Annotated in this window: 13 protein-coding genes; 3 read left to right on the top strand and 10 right to left on the bottom strand. The window is 32.3% G+C overall.

Annotated elements, in window-relative coordinates:
- The first annotated feature begins 591 nt into the window (after positions 1-591).
- From OZD64_RS05735 to OZD64_RS05725, 3 genes are all read left to right on the top strand, one after another.
- Complete coding sequence (locus tag OZD64_RS05735) at positions 592-789, top strand: hypothetical protein (protein WP_063630617.1); 198 nt, start codon at positions 592-594, stop codon at positions 787-789.
- Between the two features lie 304 nt (positions 790-1,093).
- Positions 1,094-1,993 carry a DMT family transporter gene (locus tag OZD64_RS05730; protein ID WP_274999487.1) on the top strand — a complete coding sequence of 300 codons (900 nt, stop codon included), beginning with the start codon at positions 1,094-1,096 and terminating at the stop codon, positions 1,991-1,993.
- A 47-nt stretch (positions 1,994-2,040) separates the two neighbouring features.
- On the top strand, positions 2,041-3,348 hold the full coding sequence (locus OZD64_RS05725; protein WP_265017031.1) for a UDP-glucose dehydrogenase family protein: 1,308 nt from the start codon (positions 2,041-2,043) through the stop codon (positions 3,346-3,348).
- A 17-nt stretch (positions 3,349-3,365) separates the two neighbouring features.
- Here OZD64_RS05725 and OZD64_RS05720 read toward each other — a convergent pair whose 3' ends face one another.
- The 10 genes from OZD64_RS05720 to OZD64_RS05675 all read right to left on the bottom strand — a co-directional run.
- Positions 3,366-4,511 carry an MFS transporter gene (locus tag OZD64_RS05720; protein WP_010405355.1) on the bottom strand — a complete coding sequence of 382 codons (1,146 nt, stop codon included), beginning with the start codon at positions 4,509-4,511 and terminating at the stop codon, positions 3,366-3,368.
- 140 nt (positions 4,512-4,651) lie between these two features.
- Complete coding sequence (locus OZD64_RS05715) at positions 4,652-5,695, bottom strand: threonine aldolase family protein (RefSeq protein ID WP_274999485.1); 1,044 nt, start codon at positions 5,693-5,695, stop codon at positions 4,652-4,654.
- Positions 5,692-6,741: a threonine aldolase family protein gene (locus OZD64_RS05710; protein ID WP_006280069.1), complete on the bottom strand. Its 1,050-nt coding sequence runs from the start codon at positions 6,739-6,741 to the stop codon at positions 5,692-5,694. The genes OZD64_RS05715 and OZD64_RS05710 overlap by 4 nt, the downstream gene beginning before the upstream one ends.
- A 1-nt stretch (position 6,742) precedes the next feature.
- Entirely contained in the window at positions 6,743-8,518 is a 1,776-nt protein-coding gene (locus tag OZD64_RS05705; protein ID WP_108784045.1) for an ABC transporter ATP-binding protein, read from the bottom strand.
- Positions 8,519-9,508 (bottom strand): phytanoyl-CoA dioxygenase family protein, encoded by a 990-nt coding sequence (locus OZD64_RS05700; RefSeq protein ID WP_214303434.1) that lies wholly within the window; start codon positions 9,506-9,508, stop codon positions 8,519-8,521.
- Positions 9,509-9,512: 4 nt separating this feature from the next.
- Positions 9,513-11,189, bottom strand: a complete 1,677-nt coding sequence (locus tag OZD64_RS05695) for a WG repeat-containing protein (RefSeq protein WP_274999484.1) — start codon at positions 11,187-11,189, stop codon at positions 9,513-9,515.
- Positions 11,150-13,477, bottom strand: coding sequence for a glycosyltransferase (locus tag OZD64_RS05690; protein ID WP_274999482.1), 2,328 nt, complete (start codon positions 13,475-13,477; stop codon positions 11,150-11,152). Before OZD64_RS05690 ends, OZD64_RS05695 begins: the two co-directional genes overlap by 40 nt.
- Positions 13,434-14,387, bottom strand: coding sequence for an NAD-dependent epimerase/dehydratase family protein (locus OZD64_RS05685; RefSeq protein WP_065094353.1), 954 nt, complete (start codon positions 14,385-14,387; stop codon positions 13,434-13,436). Before OZD64_RS05685 ends, OZD64_RS05690 begins: the two co-directional genes overlap by 44 nt.
- 125 nt (positions 14,388-14,512) lie before the next feature.
- On the bottom strand, positions 14,513-15,262 hold the full coding sequence (locus OZD64_RS05680; RefSeq protein WP_065094352.1) for an NTP transferase domain-containing protein: 750 nt from the start codon (positions 15,260-15,262) through the stop codon (positions 14,513-14,515).
- Positions 15,263-15,382: 120 nt separating this feature from the next.
- On the bottom strand, positions 15,383-15,810 hold a 428-nt coding region (locus OZD64_RS05675; protein ID WP_274999268.1), incomplete at its 5' end, for an ankyrin repeat domain-containing protein.

Genomic DNA, 15,810 nt, shown 5'->3' with positions numbered 1-15,810 from the left:
ATTGCAACTAACCTACGCTGCAAATGTTTAAGAAATTTACCAAGCAGAAAAAAAGACAAAGAATCCCAGAGTTAGCTAGTCTTTTACTATCTTTGTCGAGTATTGGCATTTTTTGATGTCTTGTAACGCTTTGTAAGCGCGTTCAGCTTATTTAGATAAAAATCTAGATGTAGATGAAGTTTTGTAAAGACATACAGTATCTATATACTGCAAAAAATTAAACATAAGACGCCGATACATTAAGTAATCCTTACCTTTTAATCTGCAGATTGGCGAAAGCAAATACAATAGCTTCACTGTCATGATATGTATAACAATGTTACAAAAAATAATATCATAGAATTCAATAGGATAATTCCTAGAAAACCCCTACATACTAAAAAAAGCAAAATGCTGTTAAAATGAGCTTAAGAATAAATAGCAAACATCTAACATAACAATTCTATTTGTAAATCAGGTGAGACTTATCCTATAGAAAGCTTTCGAACTACGCAAGCGTATCTTTTGCCTTTAGTATTTCTTTAAACCTGCTGCAAAAGAGTGGGAATGGTTATAAAATAGGGAGGTATAGCAAGAGAATAGAGAGGGAAGATGAGCTTAAACTACCATAATCTAAAAGAACATCCGAGAAATTTTCGAGATGTAACAGGTTTGAAAATAGAAGAATTCGAAAAGATTGTAGAAAAAGTGCGCCCAGAGTGGGAAAAAGTTCAAGAACAGAAGAAATGCCATGGAAGAACGTCAAGATTGCCTGTATTGGAAGATAAAATACTCTGTATAATTCTATAGACCTGCTGCAAAAGAGGAGATATTTAAAGAGAGATGTAGCAAGAGGGAATGAGCTTAAATTATCAAATCAACGTTATTCTACTTTACCTCACTAGCATTTTCCTTACCTTGAGCCTTACTATTACTCACAAATATAAACGTTTGTTACATAGCTCTTAATATGTCTAAAGAGACGAAATTTCCCGAATTATTTATAATGAACCCTTACGATCACATTCTGGGGACGTACATCAGAAAACTTTTATATTATTAGTTTTGTAGTAAAATTATATGAGTACATCGTATCTATTAAATCAGAAGCTTTATGGATTACAGATTGAGAGCTTATTTGTTTGGGGTTATCTGGTTTATACTTAGCTTACTTAGTAGTGTAGCTAATGATACTATATCAAAATATCTAAGTTTACATCTTCAGAGTTTTGAAATAATTTTTTTCCGCTTTCTGTTTACCACTATTACCCTTGTACCTTTTATGTTTTACTATGGAATAGAAACTTTTAAAACAAGTCAAATATCTACTCAAATAACCAGGGGTGGGTTGTTGTTTTGTGGAATGACCTTATGGACTTACGGGTTGACTGTTTTCCCCATAGTAACTGCAACGATTATAAGTTTTTCTATACCATTATTTGTTATACTTCTTGCAATCCCTTTGCTAAACGAAAATATAATTTGGCAAAGATGGATAGTAACTGTTATTGGCTTTGTTGGTATTGCTATTACTACCAAAGCTCATAGTGAAGATTTTAATCCTAAAATTCTTATTTCTATTGTATCTGCATTAATCTTTGCTATATTAGACATACTTAATAAGAAACTTGTAATAAAAGAGTCAGTAATAAGTATGTTATTTTATTCAGCTCTAACGACAACTATTTTTTCTACTCCACCTTTGTTATTTTATTGGCATATGCCTTCCTTGTTGGAGTTAGTATTACTGCTGATTTTAGGAATAAGTTCAAACCTAATTCTGTTCTTCATGTTAAAAGCTTTTGCTCTTACTGATGCTACTGCACTTGCACCGTATAGATACATAGAGCTAATAATTTCTGCAATAGTAACATACGTTATATTTAATGAATTACCTGATAAAAGTGCTTTATATGGTACTTTGATATTAATACCATCAACCTTATTTATAGCTTATTCGGAAGGTAAGGCAATTAAGAAAAATAATGTAACAACAAAAGTTTATAATTGTTAATGGTATTTATTTTAGATGCTAAGCTATATTTTTAAGGTGATAATAAAATGCACATAACTATTATAGGAGTAGGGTATGTAGGATTAGTATCTGGTACAATGTTATCTGAGCAGGGCCATAAAGTTGATTGCATTGACATAAATACTGAGAAGATTGAACTTTTGAAATCAGGGAAAATTCCTCTATATGAACCTGGATTAGCAGATTATTTAGAGAATAATATAAAGTCACAAAGGATAAGATTTTTCGATTCGTATTTTCAAATAAATCCCAATACAGAAGTAGTATTTATAACTGTAGATACTCCATCAGACTCCCTAGGAAATGCAAATTTAAAGAATGTATATAATGCAGTAAGTGAAGTTTCTGAGAGAGTTAATCAAGATTGCTTAATAGTGATAAAGTCAACTGTTCCTCCTGGTACTGCAGAAAATATACATAATTATTTATCTAATAAGGGCTATAACTTTGATTTAGGAGTTAATCCAGAGTTTCTCAAGCAAGGCTCTGCAGTATCAGATTTTTTATACCCAGATAGGATAATAATAGGAGTAAAAACTAAGCTAGCTAGGGCAAAACTAGAAGTTATATATAGATCATTTATAGATAAGAATATTCCGTTAATAGTCACTGATACAGTTACTGCTGAAATGATTAAATATGCTTCTAATGCCTTTCTAGCAACAAAGGTTGCTTTTATCAATGAGATGGCAGGTTTATGTGAGCTATTAGGAGCAGACATTGACCTTTTATCTAACAGTATGGGAATGGACCATAGAATAGGTAAGGAATTTCTCAAAGCTGGTCCAGGATTTGGAGGATCATGTTTTCCTAAGGATTTGTCAGCTTTATTAAGGCTTGCTGAAGACCACAATGTTAAGCTACAAATTTTAAATTCAGTTAAAGAATCTAACTATAATCATATAACAAACATTGCTAAAAAGGTAGAATATGTATTAAATGGAGTCCAAAATAAAAAAATAGCAATATGGGGGCTAACTTTTAAGTCTGGTACTGATGATGTAAGAAATAGCCCAGCTATAGATATTGCACAATTGTTAGTGAATAACAAGGCTAAAATTACTGCATATGACCCAATGGGGATGGATAATGCTAGGCAAGTTCTAAAGGATATAGAATACGCGGACAATGCTATAGGGGCTGCAAGGGACGCGGAAGCCTTGTTATTGTTAACGGAGTGGAAAGAATTTAAAAATCAAGATTTTGCAAGTTTAAAGAGTATTATGGCTGCACCTAATGTTTTTGATTTCCGTAATTTATTAGATAGCGAGCTATTACTAAGATATGGTTACCATGTTTATTCCTTGGGTAAAAAATCTATCTACAAAGTTTAACTGTTGAGAAATTTTTTTTACACCGCTTTACTTAGTTTTTTTAGATCTTTGCTTGATAGTATGGAAAAGCAAACGAGTGCAACAACAGAGCAAATGGAAAAAAATGAAAACATAATACTGTTACCACAGTGCTTAACAAGTACTCCTAAGAGCACGCATGAAAATATTGAACTTGCAATATACCCAAATAATCCTGTTAAGCTTACAATTGCACATACATTATTTTGTGGAGCAATTTCTACAGCTATAACACCTGTCAGTACTTGCACTCCAAATATAAAGAATCCTGATAAGATTGCACCAAGGTTCATAAGAATTATGTTTTGACCAAAGTTCATTGCAATAAAAGTGAGTGCTATACCCAACATATAAAGTGATGCCAGCAAGCTTCTATTTTGAAAGAAGTACATATCACTAATTCTTCCTGTTATTAAAGTTCCAAGGATTCCACCTAAATCATATACGCCTGTTATTAGTGAGGATTGTACAAGAGAAATTTGTAATTTATTCTTTAAAATTATAGGAAACCAAAAGAAGATTCCCATTTTTATAATATAAGCACAAAAAGTAGCACAACATAGAAACCATATGGAACTTGTTACCTTGATACCTATTTGAGATTTCTGCACCTTATAATAGGTAGTAAAGTTGGCACTTTCTTTGTAATATGCCTTTAATATTATATAAATTCCAAAAAGTAAGCATAAGAAACCAGAGTACAAAAATGCACTTTTTGCATCATATATTTTAATTATACTTGGTAATACAATTAAAGTAATACAAGAACCAAGTTGCTGAGATGCGCTCATAACTCCCCATGATGATGCAATTGAAGAGATGCTAGAGTTTGTAACCATAAACTTGGTAATAGCTGGCCAACCTAACCCTTGTGTCCAAGCTAATAATATTAATGTTAACAGTAATAAAGTTAGATTATTATATGATAAAGTTATACCAATGGTTAATAATCCAGTTGCAATATTGCATAGCCCAAACATAAATAATGGATTATTTTTGGAGTCCATGATTATTCCATTAACAAATTTTGATACTCCATAAAAAAAAGAAAAGCAGGCAAAAAAATAGCTTAATTTTACATGGTCAGTATCTATTAACAGTGGTAGAGCAATTGGTATACTTTGTCTTGATAAATAAAGCAGCATATATCCACAGAAGAATAGTAAATATTGAAAGAAGACAAAGTTCACACCTATTCCCAAATAGCTCTATGCAGATGCTAGCATAATACTATATTGGTATAATATTGTTTGACAAGAAGTTTGCAAACAATTAGTGCAGAAAATTACTTACTTAGTATCTTTCTTATAGCAGATACAGTAGTATTAATATCTTCATAGCTTATATCTCTATGTGTTATAGCTCTGATTTTACCTTTGATGTTAGCCATTCTAATTCCATAATTTGTCATTAGTACGTTTATTAATTCTTGAGTAGATATACAATTAGTACGTAATGAAAAATACGCTATATTAGTTTTATACAGGTCGATATCAATTATAACTTGATCTATGGAGTCTAGGCCTTCTATAAGGTGCTGCATTTTTTTATGATCTTCTTCTAAAGAATTTACATTATTACGTAGAGCATATAAACATGCAGCTGAAATAATGCCAGCTTGGTGCATACCTCCGCCAATTTGAAACTTATAGTACCAAGCTTTTTCAATAAACTCTTCACTTCCAAGCAATACTGCGCCCATTGGAGCACCTAATCCTTTACTAAAATCAATGAATACCGAATCAAAATAACTTGCATACTCCTTTGGAGATATTTTAGTATGAGCACAAGCGTTGAACAGTCTTGCTCCATCTAAATGAGTGAATACGTCATTCTCTTTGCAGAGACTTGAGATCTCTTGAATATATTCTAAAGGCCACACAGCTCCACCACCAAAATTTGTCGTTTGTTCGATAGAAACAAGCCCAACTCTCGGAATATTTCTTAAACTAGGACGAGTAATAAACTCAACAATTTGTTCTCCAGTAAATATTCCTCTCGTACCTTTGATGGGCAAAGGAGTGGCATGTGCCTGGGCTGCGATCAAGCCAGATTGTACTATGAGCGGATGTGAAGTTTCATCAAGCAGCAAGTAATCACCAGGTCTTTGAATGTGTACTTTATAAGCAATTACATTGGACATCGTTCCTGAAATCAAAAAGATTCCTGCAGGTTTACCTAATATTTTACATGCGGTTGCCACTAATTCGTTCACAGTTGGATCTTCACATGCAGCTTCGTTTCCAACTTTTGCTTTAGCCATCGCTTCCCTCATTTTAGCTGAAGGGTCAGTGTTTGAATCGCTAAAGAAATCTATTTTTACTCTCATATTAAATTTAACACAACCTCCTTTATAATTTCAGCAGCTTTCATGATGTCTGTTTCCTTTGTGCCAAGATGGGTAACTGCTCTTATATGAGACTCGAGCCAAGGAAAAAGCAATAAACCATAAGCTTGGCACTTACTCAAGAAAACCTCATTAGTTACATTTAGTGCTTTTATACTAAAGCTTACTATATTAGTTTCTGGATAAGGTAGTACCAGTTTTATGTGTGGAATTTCCTTAATCTTGTCTGCAAACAGTTTGGCGAGTTTATTGTCTTCTTTAAGCCTAGAAATATTGTTCTGTAGTACATACTTTGCTGCATTAGCACAATACCCTATCTGATGATAACCACTACCTAGCCAAACCTGTAGCTTTTTAGCCCTTTCAATTATCTCTCTTTTACCCATAAGCATTGAACCAAAAGGAGCTCCAAGTCCTTTGGTAAAAGAAAAGCTCATTGTATCCACATATTTAGCATAATCTGCTAAAGCAATATTTGTTTCGACATGAGCATTAAATATTCTTGCACCGTCTAAATGAAGATTTACATTGTGAGCTTTTAAAAAGTGATATAACTCGACTTGTTTTTCAAAAGGATAAATTTTACCATTAAACCCGTTTATACTATTTTCTATAGAAACAAGACTCACCTGAGCAAAAATTTTGTACCTTGGCTTAGAATTAATAGCATATTCTACTTCAGCAACATCTAAGATTCCGCTATTATTTCTAATACAATTAAATACGATATTATTTACTTTTGCATTGCCTGCGCTATCGAAAAAATTAACGTGATAATTATAATGAGTTATTAGTTCATCACCAGGACTTGTTTGACTGGCAATGGCTAATCTATTTGCAAGCATACCGCTGGTTGCAAATAATGCTTCTTCTACTTTGAATAATTGTTTGCAATATTCTGATAAGTCATTACAGCTTTTGTCTTCACCATAAGCAAAATCTCCAACAGTTGCATTACTTATTGCATGTATAACGTTGGAGCTCTGCAGAGTTGTAGTGTCACTTCTCAGATCAATAATTTTTTCCATCTTATTTTTTGCCATTCAAACAACCAATTTGAGCATTCCAAAGTTCCTTGTAAAGACCTTGCTTAGAAACTAATTCAGCGTGTTTACCATCTTGGACAATTTTTCCTTTGTTAAATACTAGAATTCGGTCCATGTGTAAAAGTGTAGAAATACGGTGTGCTATAGTAATCGTAGTTTTATTTTTCATCAATTTGAATAAACTCATTTGAATTGTTTTTTCTGTTATAGAATCTAACTGACTAGTTGGTTCATCGAGAAATAATATTGGAGCGTTTTTTAAAAATGCCCTTGCTATTATTATTCTTTGTCTTTCTCCTCCAGATAGCTTGATGCCTTTTTCTCCGACTGTAGTTCCATATTGATCTGGTAGAGTCATAATGAAATCGTGAATACCAGCCAGCTTTGCAGCTCTCATTATTTCTTCGATAGTAGATTGAAGTCTACCATATATGATGTTTGCTAAAATAGTATCATGAAATAACAATGGGTCTTGAGGTATTACAGATATTTGTTGCCTCAAAGAACTCTGTGTAACTTCTGATACTATTTGATTATCAATCTGTATATTACCTTTTTTAACATCAAATAGCCTTAGGATTAAGTTTATAAAAGTAGATTTACCACCTCCAGAATAACCAACTAGACCTACCTTTTCGCAAGGATTAATGGTAACTGAAAAATCTTGAAATAATGGCTCCTGGCCTTCATAAGAAAAAGAAACATTATTAAACGTTATTCTTCCACTTAATAAATTTAATTCTTTAGCATTTTCCTTATCTTGAATTTCTGGTACAGTAGTCAAGATTGGCAATGCATCTGAAACTTTGCCGAAATGAGTAGAAAATTGGGTAAGATTCCTAGTTAGATGGTTAAGAAACTCTATAATCGATATATTAATTCCAAGTACAAGAGCAATATCTCCTATTGCGATCTTGTTCAATTGATAATCATGAATTAAAAAATACAAGTTTACTGCTTGGAGTATATCGAATGAATAGCCATATATAAACCAAAGACAAAAGTATGCCCATTGTAATTTTCTCTCTGCAATAGTTCTTTTCTTGCATATTTGAAAAAATTTGTGTCTCTCATGTGCTTGCTGAGAAAATAACCTTACTGATATAACATTTAAAATACTATCTGCTATACTAGCTATTACTTTTGAATTTTGTTTAGAGTAATTATCAGCTAGTTCAGTAAGTACACGAAAGCTGAAAATCGAGACTAAAATAAAAATGCTTACCCAAGTGAATGTAGCGATTGCAAACTTTATGTTTACTAATGATAAGGTATAAATAGCTAAGACTAATGCTATACTGTAACCGAAAAAACAATCTATAAGCAATCTTATTAACTCTATCACACTATCCATTAAGCTACTGACCTTATGTACTAAGCTTCCAGATAAATTGTTCTGATAATAGGAATGGTCTTGTTGGAGTAGCCTACAAAAAGATATATCAGCTATTTTTTGACGCATTAAGGTAAACATTCGAATGTCAACAAAATAGCCATAGAATCTAAAAGCAGTAGTGATAAGTAATGCCATGCCAAGATAAGCGCTTACAGGTAATAAAAGATTTTCAATTACATTACCTTCCTGATATTTTACAGCTGTATCTAGAATATTTTTTACTAAATACTTTCTAAAAGACAAATCAACAGCTACCACCAGGGCAACTAAAGACATTATAAGTACATTAAGTTTGAATTTAGATACTATATTCAAGATGAACATCAATACACATTTGAAGCTATCAACTCTACTTCTGTTCATTTATAATGCTAGCTCCACTACGTTGACTTTTTTATTGAGAAATACAAGTAGTGAAAACCATAAATTTTTGTATATTTTTCCTGAGATGTCTCCAGCATCATGTAGTGCTGATGCTCGATTCAGAATAAGTAGCTTATATAAATCTCGCTTAGCCTCAGTAGTGTCGATCTCAGAAATATTTGTAGTTGTGTCTGTAATAAAGGCTAACCAGCTCTTGATAAGTTCTTCCATGTTTTTTGCTTTTACACTTTCCTGGTAGCCAAACAATGACAAGCATTCTCTCAGTACAGATTCTGTTAACTCACCACAATTGAGTATACCAAAAACTGAAGGCTGAGGTTTTGGCACATAGGGAAGATCTTGATCTTTTATAATCCACCTTGTTACATAAGCAAATCTATCTTTAGCATCTGTATTCTTATCACTACCATGCCATAACCGTGAATCAAAAACTATTGCATCTCCTGCTGAAATAGGTAATGACTTAATTTTGTAATTTTCCCGATTATTTGAGTACTGATCAAAAAAATATGGGTACCAAAAATCAACTAAAGGCTGTATTTCCCATTTATGACTGTTTTCTATAATTTGCAGTGCACCTGAAGTTTCACTTACATTATTCAAAGCTAACCAAACAGAAAAGTGGTAAGGATCATTGAAACTATAGGAGATGTCTTGATGGAAGGGAACTGCATCTATTAAATCAGCAGTTTTACATATAACATTTGATTTTTTCTGCAGTATCTGACACTGAAGTGACTTTTCAAGGTAATTTTTAATAATTTTATCTAATGCTTGAGAGATAATTCTAGTTACTCGAGATGACGTGCCCCATCTACCGGTACAGTTTAAGTAGTCAGAAGTTGAAACACTTAGTTCTTGGGATAGCTCTGATATCTTATTTGTTATATCACTTAAAGACTGAGTTATTAGCTTTAAAGGAACCAGATTTTTGATAATAAAAAAACCATTTTTTTGTAGTATTTCCATATGATTAACACCTGACATCAATGACTGATAAGTAATCTGTTAAAGGTACAACAGAAGAAATTTTGAATCCTTTTACTTGTTTGAGTATTTTTTCCCAATCGCTTAATGTTCTTAGTTTACCTCCTGTTTCAACCATTACATTAATATCTACAGAGCCTCCAGTTGGAGAGCGGTAATCTAAAATAGTTTCTATCAATAAAATACGAGATATTCCTTTGACCAATTTTAAATAAGATAATACTTTATCATCATCATAGTGCTGTAAAAAGCGGCAAAAGACACCTAATTCATAATTTGTAACTGATAGTTCTTCCTGAGTTATAAGTTTGACTTTTAAATTTTCTACTAACTGTCTTGGTACTTTATGTTCGTTATATAGGCCTATAGAACCTTTATTGTGTATATCAGAATAAGCAAGAAATAAAGAGTGTACACCAAATAGCAATATATTCTTAGCACCATCTATATTAATCCTAGAATTAAACTCTTTAGTATCAAATCTAGAATATCCTAGCAATGCTTGGTAAAACGCTATTTTCTTATCTTCTGATGCTTCTCTTTCCTTAAAAGATTCAAATGAAGAGATTGACTCCTGTTTTAGTATATCGGCAATCTTTAACCAATTCTTTTCAGCGGCAACTCTTGCCCACATCGTTGCTGCTTTTGGCAAAAATGGTATTTCCTTAAAACACTTACCTTTTGATGATAGTTGCCATAAGTCCTTGTCCTTATCGTAATCAATAAACCCTATTTCCCACAACGCCCTTAACAGCCTTTCTAGATTTGGTACGATAATGTTTAACTTTTTAGATAAAACTGGCATAGTTGCAGGTAAAATATTTAACAAATCAAGTTCAATAGCAACGTTTGTTAGGTACGTTTTCCAAAAGGCTGAAAGTTCTGCAGAAATCCTATGCACTTGAGATTCTTTACCTAAATCAAAAATATTAAACTTTACATTTCCGGTAATATCGATTTGTCCTAACACACCTTCAAAAGTTTCAACTTTTGCCATCCCATTATAGAATGCTTCTACCATTTTAAATCTCTGCTGGTAAACAGGATCACCATTAATATCTATATGAAACCAACCATGTTGATCTTCTGCAATAGAATACCCTTTATGAAAAACATTAAGTTTTTTATACCATTTATTATGTACTAACTTTCCATGATGATTAATATGTGTAGCTTTGCCATCCTTATAGACTACAGCGATACCATCCTTAAAATCTCCAACATAATCATATTCCTCTTGATAAATCCTGTTGCCATTTAAATTAATATGAAAACATTTATCATGTCTTCTAACTACACAAGCATCTTCCTGATAATTTCCAATCCATTGATACGACTGTTTGTATACTCTACATCCAGATGAATCAATATGGTAACACCCTGTATCATCTTCTACGGCCGCTCTATTAAAGTAGAATCCAAAAGTTTTTAGAAATCTATGATGATAAACTGCTTCTCCTCTCACATTGATATGATAAGCGCCTGTCTGATCATAAACCGGTGCAAGACCGGGCTCATGAAATTTACCAACCTTTATAAACCTATTTTCATACAAAGGATTTCCTAGCAACTCGTGAAACCTCTCACACGGTGAAATTTTAATAGATCTAAGATTATCTTTGATTAATTGATCAAAGGTTTTCTCATGTTGCATGTTTTGCATAATTTGTAATTTAAATAATTCTTTTGTAAGCTTAGGTACTCACTACTCTGCCATATTTCCTCGAGTTTAACCTCATTAACATTACCAAAATTTCCTAATGTCTTACGGAGTTCATCTGGGGCACAGCAAGGACTAAACTTTCCTTCATTGTTTATCCATGCTTCTTTACCTAAAAATGGGCATTGACCACCTGGAGCCAAATCCTTAATACCTTCTTGAGAAAGAATTGTAAAATTTTCTAATTTTATCTTTTTACCATTTGGTAATAGCATATTATCTCTAAGCTCATATAACCTTCTCACCTCTGTATTCCATCTACTAATTGCTAACTCATCTCTTCTCATAGATAGATCCTTAATTTCCTCAAAATGTGCCCAAAGATGATGTCCTTTAACTCTATCTATGCCGTTTTTTATGGCCATCTTAACTATGTCATAGAGTTCATGTAAATTACTTTCCAAAAATGTTAATTGTAAAGTAACGGTACACCTTTCACCTGTATCGCTAAAGTATTTATCTCTAACTTCAAGGAAAGTTTTTAAATTTTCTGTCACTACTTCCCATTTTGAACCTTTCATGATTCTTTCATGAGTTTCTTTAGTTGCCCCATTCCAGGAAATCTTAACATCAGATAAAATTGGTACCAATAGTTCAGCCCATTTTCTAGCTCCTTTAATAGGAAAAGAACCATTGGTTGTGAGGTTAAGCTTAAGGCTGAACTCATGGCACAAATTGATTATTTCATCAAAGCTTTTATACATTAAAGGCTCACCCATAGTAGAAGGAATGATTTCCCTTAAAGGTGTGCCAGCTGCTTCCTTAATTACTTTTCTGATAGTTTCTATCGACAGTATCTTAGGTTTTATTCCTTTAGATTTCTTTTCTTCTTTAACTTTGCTGTATGGTGAAAAACATTCGCACATTATACAAGCAAAATTACAGTAATCTGGATTAGTATCAAAAGTAATTCTCCAAGGACCGGGTTTAACAGCTACTGATTTGCCTTTCTTTTCAATAGCATTACGGTAAATCTTGTTAAGTTTTTCAGTATGCTCACTTATAGAAGGTATATTTCCATTTTTAGTATAAGGATAGCCTTTTTGGGTAAGTTTATTGTATAACTCCTGATTTGTAGATAGGACTTGCATTTTTTCTGATAAACTACTTGCATCTCTGTGCTTAAACAATAGTCCATCTCTTACATATTCTGCCATGCCACCATAATCGGCTGTTATAACTGGTATTCTAAGTTGCTGTGCTTCATGTATTACTAACGGTGAATTTTCACCCCAAATTGAAGGAACGACTATTGCATCAACTTTATTAAATACGTCAGTAACTATATTCTTATTATCATAACTTCCCATCCACTCTATTCTTTCTTTAACAACAGGTGAAAACTGATTGGCAATCGCTTTTAAGGCTTTAGTTTCTTCTCTTGCTGCTCCCCAAATTCTAAGTTTTACTTTAGATGATAAGTGAGAAAAAGCTTTCAATAATAGATCAATACCTTTTTCGGGAGTATGAGTACCAATATAACCGAAAATAAACTCTTTTTCTTGTGCTCTATTTCTATTCTTAAGACGATTGAGATCAAAACCATAATCAAGATAAGAAATTTTGTTTATCGGAACATTAAAATCCTGAGTAAATTTGTCCATCAAGAATTTCGATGGGGAAATAAAGTAATCTATATAGTCTATTATTTTCCTTGTGTGCTTCATTCTAGTTGCAACCCATTGTTCCCAATAATTTATGTCTAAATTCAGGAATTCTTTATCTCCTGTAAAATATCCTTTGTAACATTGGGTTGCACATTTTTGATCCTTTTGTCCATCACAAAGCCGTAACAAATCTTCAGAATTGCGTTGAATAAACCTTCCTCTTGGACACATTAACCAAAAGTCATGTAGCGTAAAAATTGTAGGTATATTTTCTTTAAAAGCAATTTCTGGTAAAGTAATTGATAGATGATTAAGATGACCAAAATGTATAAGATCTGGCTGAAAGTTATCTATTACTCTTTTAAATTGTATATCTACTTCTTCATTGATAAATTTGTAACGATATTTAGCTATGGGTATATTAATTAAATGCAGTAAGATTCTGGAATCACTACGATCTAGGACTGTAGTGTAATAAAAATCAGGTAAAAAGCTATTTTCATACCTAGTAAATACTTGTACCTCATTGTTATTTGCTAGTTCATGAGCAAGAGTTTGGCTATAAACCTCTGAACCAGCACTATAATAAGGAGGGTAACCATGAATAACTTTTAATATTTTCATATATTACCATATCTATATTGTTAGGATATTGTTGTGTATTGTTTTGTAGACTTTTTATAAATTTACTTAATCCTACTTCTAATGAATGTTTTGGAGACCAACCAAGTAGCTCTTTAGCTCTAGTAAAATCACCATGGAACTTAGTTACATCAAAATTTCTTGGAGGATAAAAATCAATTCTAGAATCACTTTTCGTGACTTTTAATATTGTTTTTGCTAAGTTTTCTAAAGTACATGGGCTATTAGTAGTAAGATGAATAGCAGGAAGAGAAGATTTTTCGCTTTGTAAATATTTAACAGTTAAGCATATACCCTCTATAACATCATCCAAATAGGTAAAATCAAAAACACATTCTTTACCTTCTATTTTAATTGGATCACCTCTTAATGCATTAATACAGAGTGCAGGAATTACTCTACTGTTATGATCTAGTAAACCACCGTATACATTTGAAAAGCGTAATATTGCTACATTAAAATCTTTTGAACTTGTTATTTGTTCCTCAATAAATGCTTTACCTTTTGCATAATTATTTATTGGATCGATACTAGCAGATTCTGTAACTGGCAGTTCCTTCTGCTCTCCATAGACTTCCCTACTACTTGCATATATAAACCATGGTTTATTTGAAAGTGACTTACATAACCCTAAAAACTGCATTGTACCATCAACATTAATTTTTCTACACAGTTCAGGATAAAGTTCACCATGTATAACTCGAGAAATTGCAGCCAGATGAATAATTCCTGTACACTTAGCAAGTAGTGGTACTATATCTTCTGAAAAAAAACTGAGTGGATTGTTGTGAAACCTAATATCACAGCTTATTACTTCATGGCCCTGGTTTTCTAACTTTTTCACCAAGGTTGACCCTATCAAACCTGCAGCACCTGTTATTAATATCCCCATGTATACCCTCTCACTACAACTAGGAAAATTTGTCGTACCAATTATCTTACAAGTAAGAATCAAAAGGTATTATAAAACCAGTATAAAACAAATGTCAACTTAAATTAATGAATAAGAAAATGTAGTTATGAAAGAAAAGTTGGCCGCCTTTTTTTTTGAAAATAGTGTTCGGCTTTAATCAAATCCTCTTTATTATTTACTCCCATTGCTTCTCTTTCATCAGAAACTACATAACCTACACTCAAGTTATTGTTTGCTGCAATGGGTACTATATCATTAAGACAATATTCATTGGTCGAATTATTAAATTTTATTTCTTTTACTAAGGTAAAAAGATCTTTAGCATATGAAACTATTATTCCAGAGTTTGCAAGAAGCATTTTATCTCCATTTTTTAGGATTTTTTGAACATTGCCGTAATTATCAATTACTAATCTTCCATATTGTTCATCTTGACTATTGAATCCAAGAAGAACTAAATTATTATACTTTAAACAATCAGTCATTTTCATAACTGTATCACTAGATATAAAGGGAGTGTCTCCATACTGTATTAAAACTATGTCTTGATCAGATAACTCCTCCAGATTTTCTAGAGCAATTTTAACTGCAGTGCCAGTACCTGTAATATCTTCTTGAATTATTAGTTTTATATTGTATTGATCGATTATACTTTTTAGGGTATCAAACTTTTCTAAATCTTTTAGAAGGGAGTTGTTAACAACAATTGATAAGCTTTTTAGACTCAGCGATTTTGCATTAGAAATTATATGCTCTAAAAGAGTAAGATTTCCCACTTGGTGCAACGCTTTTGAATATTCAGAATTCATTCTACTGCTCTTTCCTGCTGCTAATATTATCAAAATGTTACTCATACATGGCTTAGGGATTGATTAGATAGTAAGTTAATTTATAATTAATAAGATGTAAAGCCCACTATAATTTTCTAAATGATCTAGATCTTGGCACCCTCATTAGAGTTTCATTTAAGAGAGCTATAACTTCAAACTCTTTACTCGATTTTCTACGCTGACATCTTGTAAACTCTGATCTGGACTTTTTAATATTTCTAATAATCTACTTGCAAGGTTTGAGTGTTTATTGATTACTGCAACCTGGACTAATGACTTGCCTTGATCATCACGAGCATTTGTTACAGCTACGCGCTCATCGGGTTTTATTGCTCTCAGCTTACTGATAATTTCAACATTACCATTTTTTGCATTTTCAAATAGCTCTTCTACTAATTTCAATAGGTTAGTAATATTCTGGTCTCGAGAAAGATCAAGTGGTGCTTTACCTTCTTTATTCTTGATGTTATAAATTGCACCATGTTTTAATAAAGATTTTACAACTTCCAAGGAGCCACCTTTAGCTGCAACATGAAGTGATGTAGTACCACTAGAAGTAGTTTTAGCATTAA

The sequence above is a fragment of the Wolbachia endosymbiont of Drosophila tristis genome, from assembly GCF_028981745.1.
GTDB classification, from domain to species: Bacteria; Pseudomonadota; Alphaproteobacteria; order Rickettsiales; family Anaplasmataceae; genus Wolbachia; species Wolbachia pipientis.
The sequence above is the reverse complement of the archived record's forward strand: the minus strand, read 5'-3'. Positions and strand labels throughout refer to the sequence as shown.

What these genes read in the sequence shown, in the direction of transcription:
- OZD64_RS05700 (WP_214303434.1), bottom strand. Translation starts at nt 9,508, where the DNA reads ATGGAAATACTACAAAAAAATGGTTTTTTTATTATCAAAAATCTGGTT.
- OZD64_RS05720 (WP_010405355.1), bottom strand. Translation starts at nt 4,511, where the DNA reads ATGCTGCTTTATTTATCAAGACAAAGTATACCAATTGCTCTACCACTG.
- OZD64_RS05680 (WP_065094352.1), bottom strand. Translation starts at nt 15,262, where the DNA reads ATGAGTAACATTTTGATAATATTAGCAGCAGGAAAGAGCAGTAGAATG.
- OZD64_RS05715 (WP_274999485.1), bottom strand. Translation starts at nt 5,695, where the DNA reads ATGAGAGTAAAAATAGATTTCTTTAGCGATTCAAACACTGACCCTTCA.
- OZD64_RS05730 (WP_274999487.1), top strand. Translation starts at nt 1,094, where the DNA reads ATGGATTACAGATTGAGAGCTTATTTGTTTGGGGTTATCTGGTTTATA.
- OZD64_RS05690 (WP_274999482.1), bottom strand. Translation starts at nt 13,477, where the DNA reads ATGAAAATATTAAAAGTTATTCATGGTTACCCTCCTTATTATAGTGCT.
- OZD64_RS05685 (WP_065094353.1), bottom strand. Translation starts at nt 14,387, where the DNA reads ATGGGGATATTAATAACAGGTGCTGCAGGTTTGATAGGGTCAACCTTG.
- OZD64_RS05735 (WP_063630617.1), top strand. Translation starts at nt 592, where the DNA reads ATGAGCTTAAACTACCATAATCTAAAAGAACATCCGAGAAATTTTCGA.
- OZD64_RS05705 (WP_108784045.1), bottom strand. Translation starts at nt 8,518, where the DNA reads ATGAACAGAAGTAGAGTTGATAGCTTCAAATGTGTATTGATGTTCATC.
- OZD64_RS05695 (WP_274999484.1), bottom strand. Translation starts at nt 11,189, where the DNA reads ATGCAAAACATGCAACATGAGAAAACCTTTGATCAATTAATCAAAGAT.
- OZD64_RS05725 (WP_265017031.1), top strand. Translation starts at nt 2,041, where the DNA reads ATGCACATAACTATTATAGGAGTAGGGTATGTAGGATTAGTATCTGGT.
- OZD64_RS05710 (WP_006280069.1), bottom strand. Translation starts at nt 6,741, where the DNA reads ATGGAAAAAATTATTGATCTGAGAAGTGACACTACAACTCTGCAGAGC.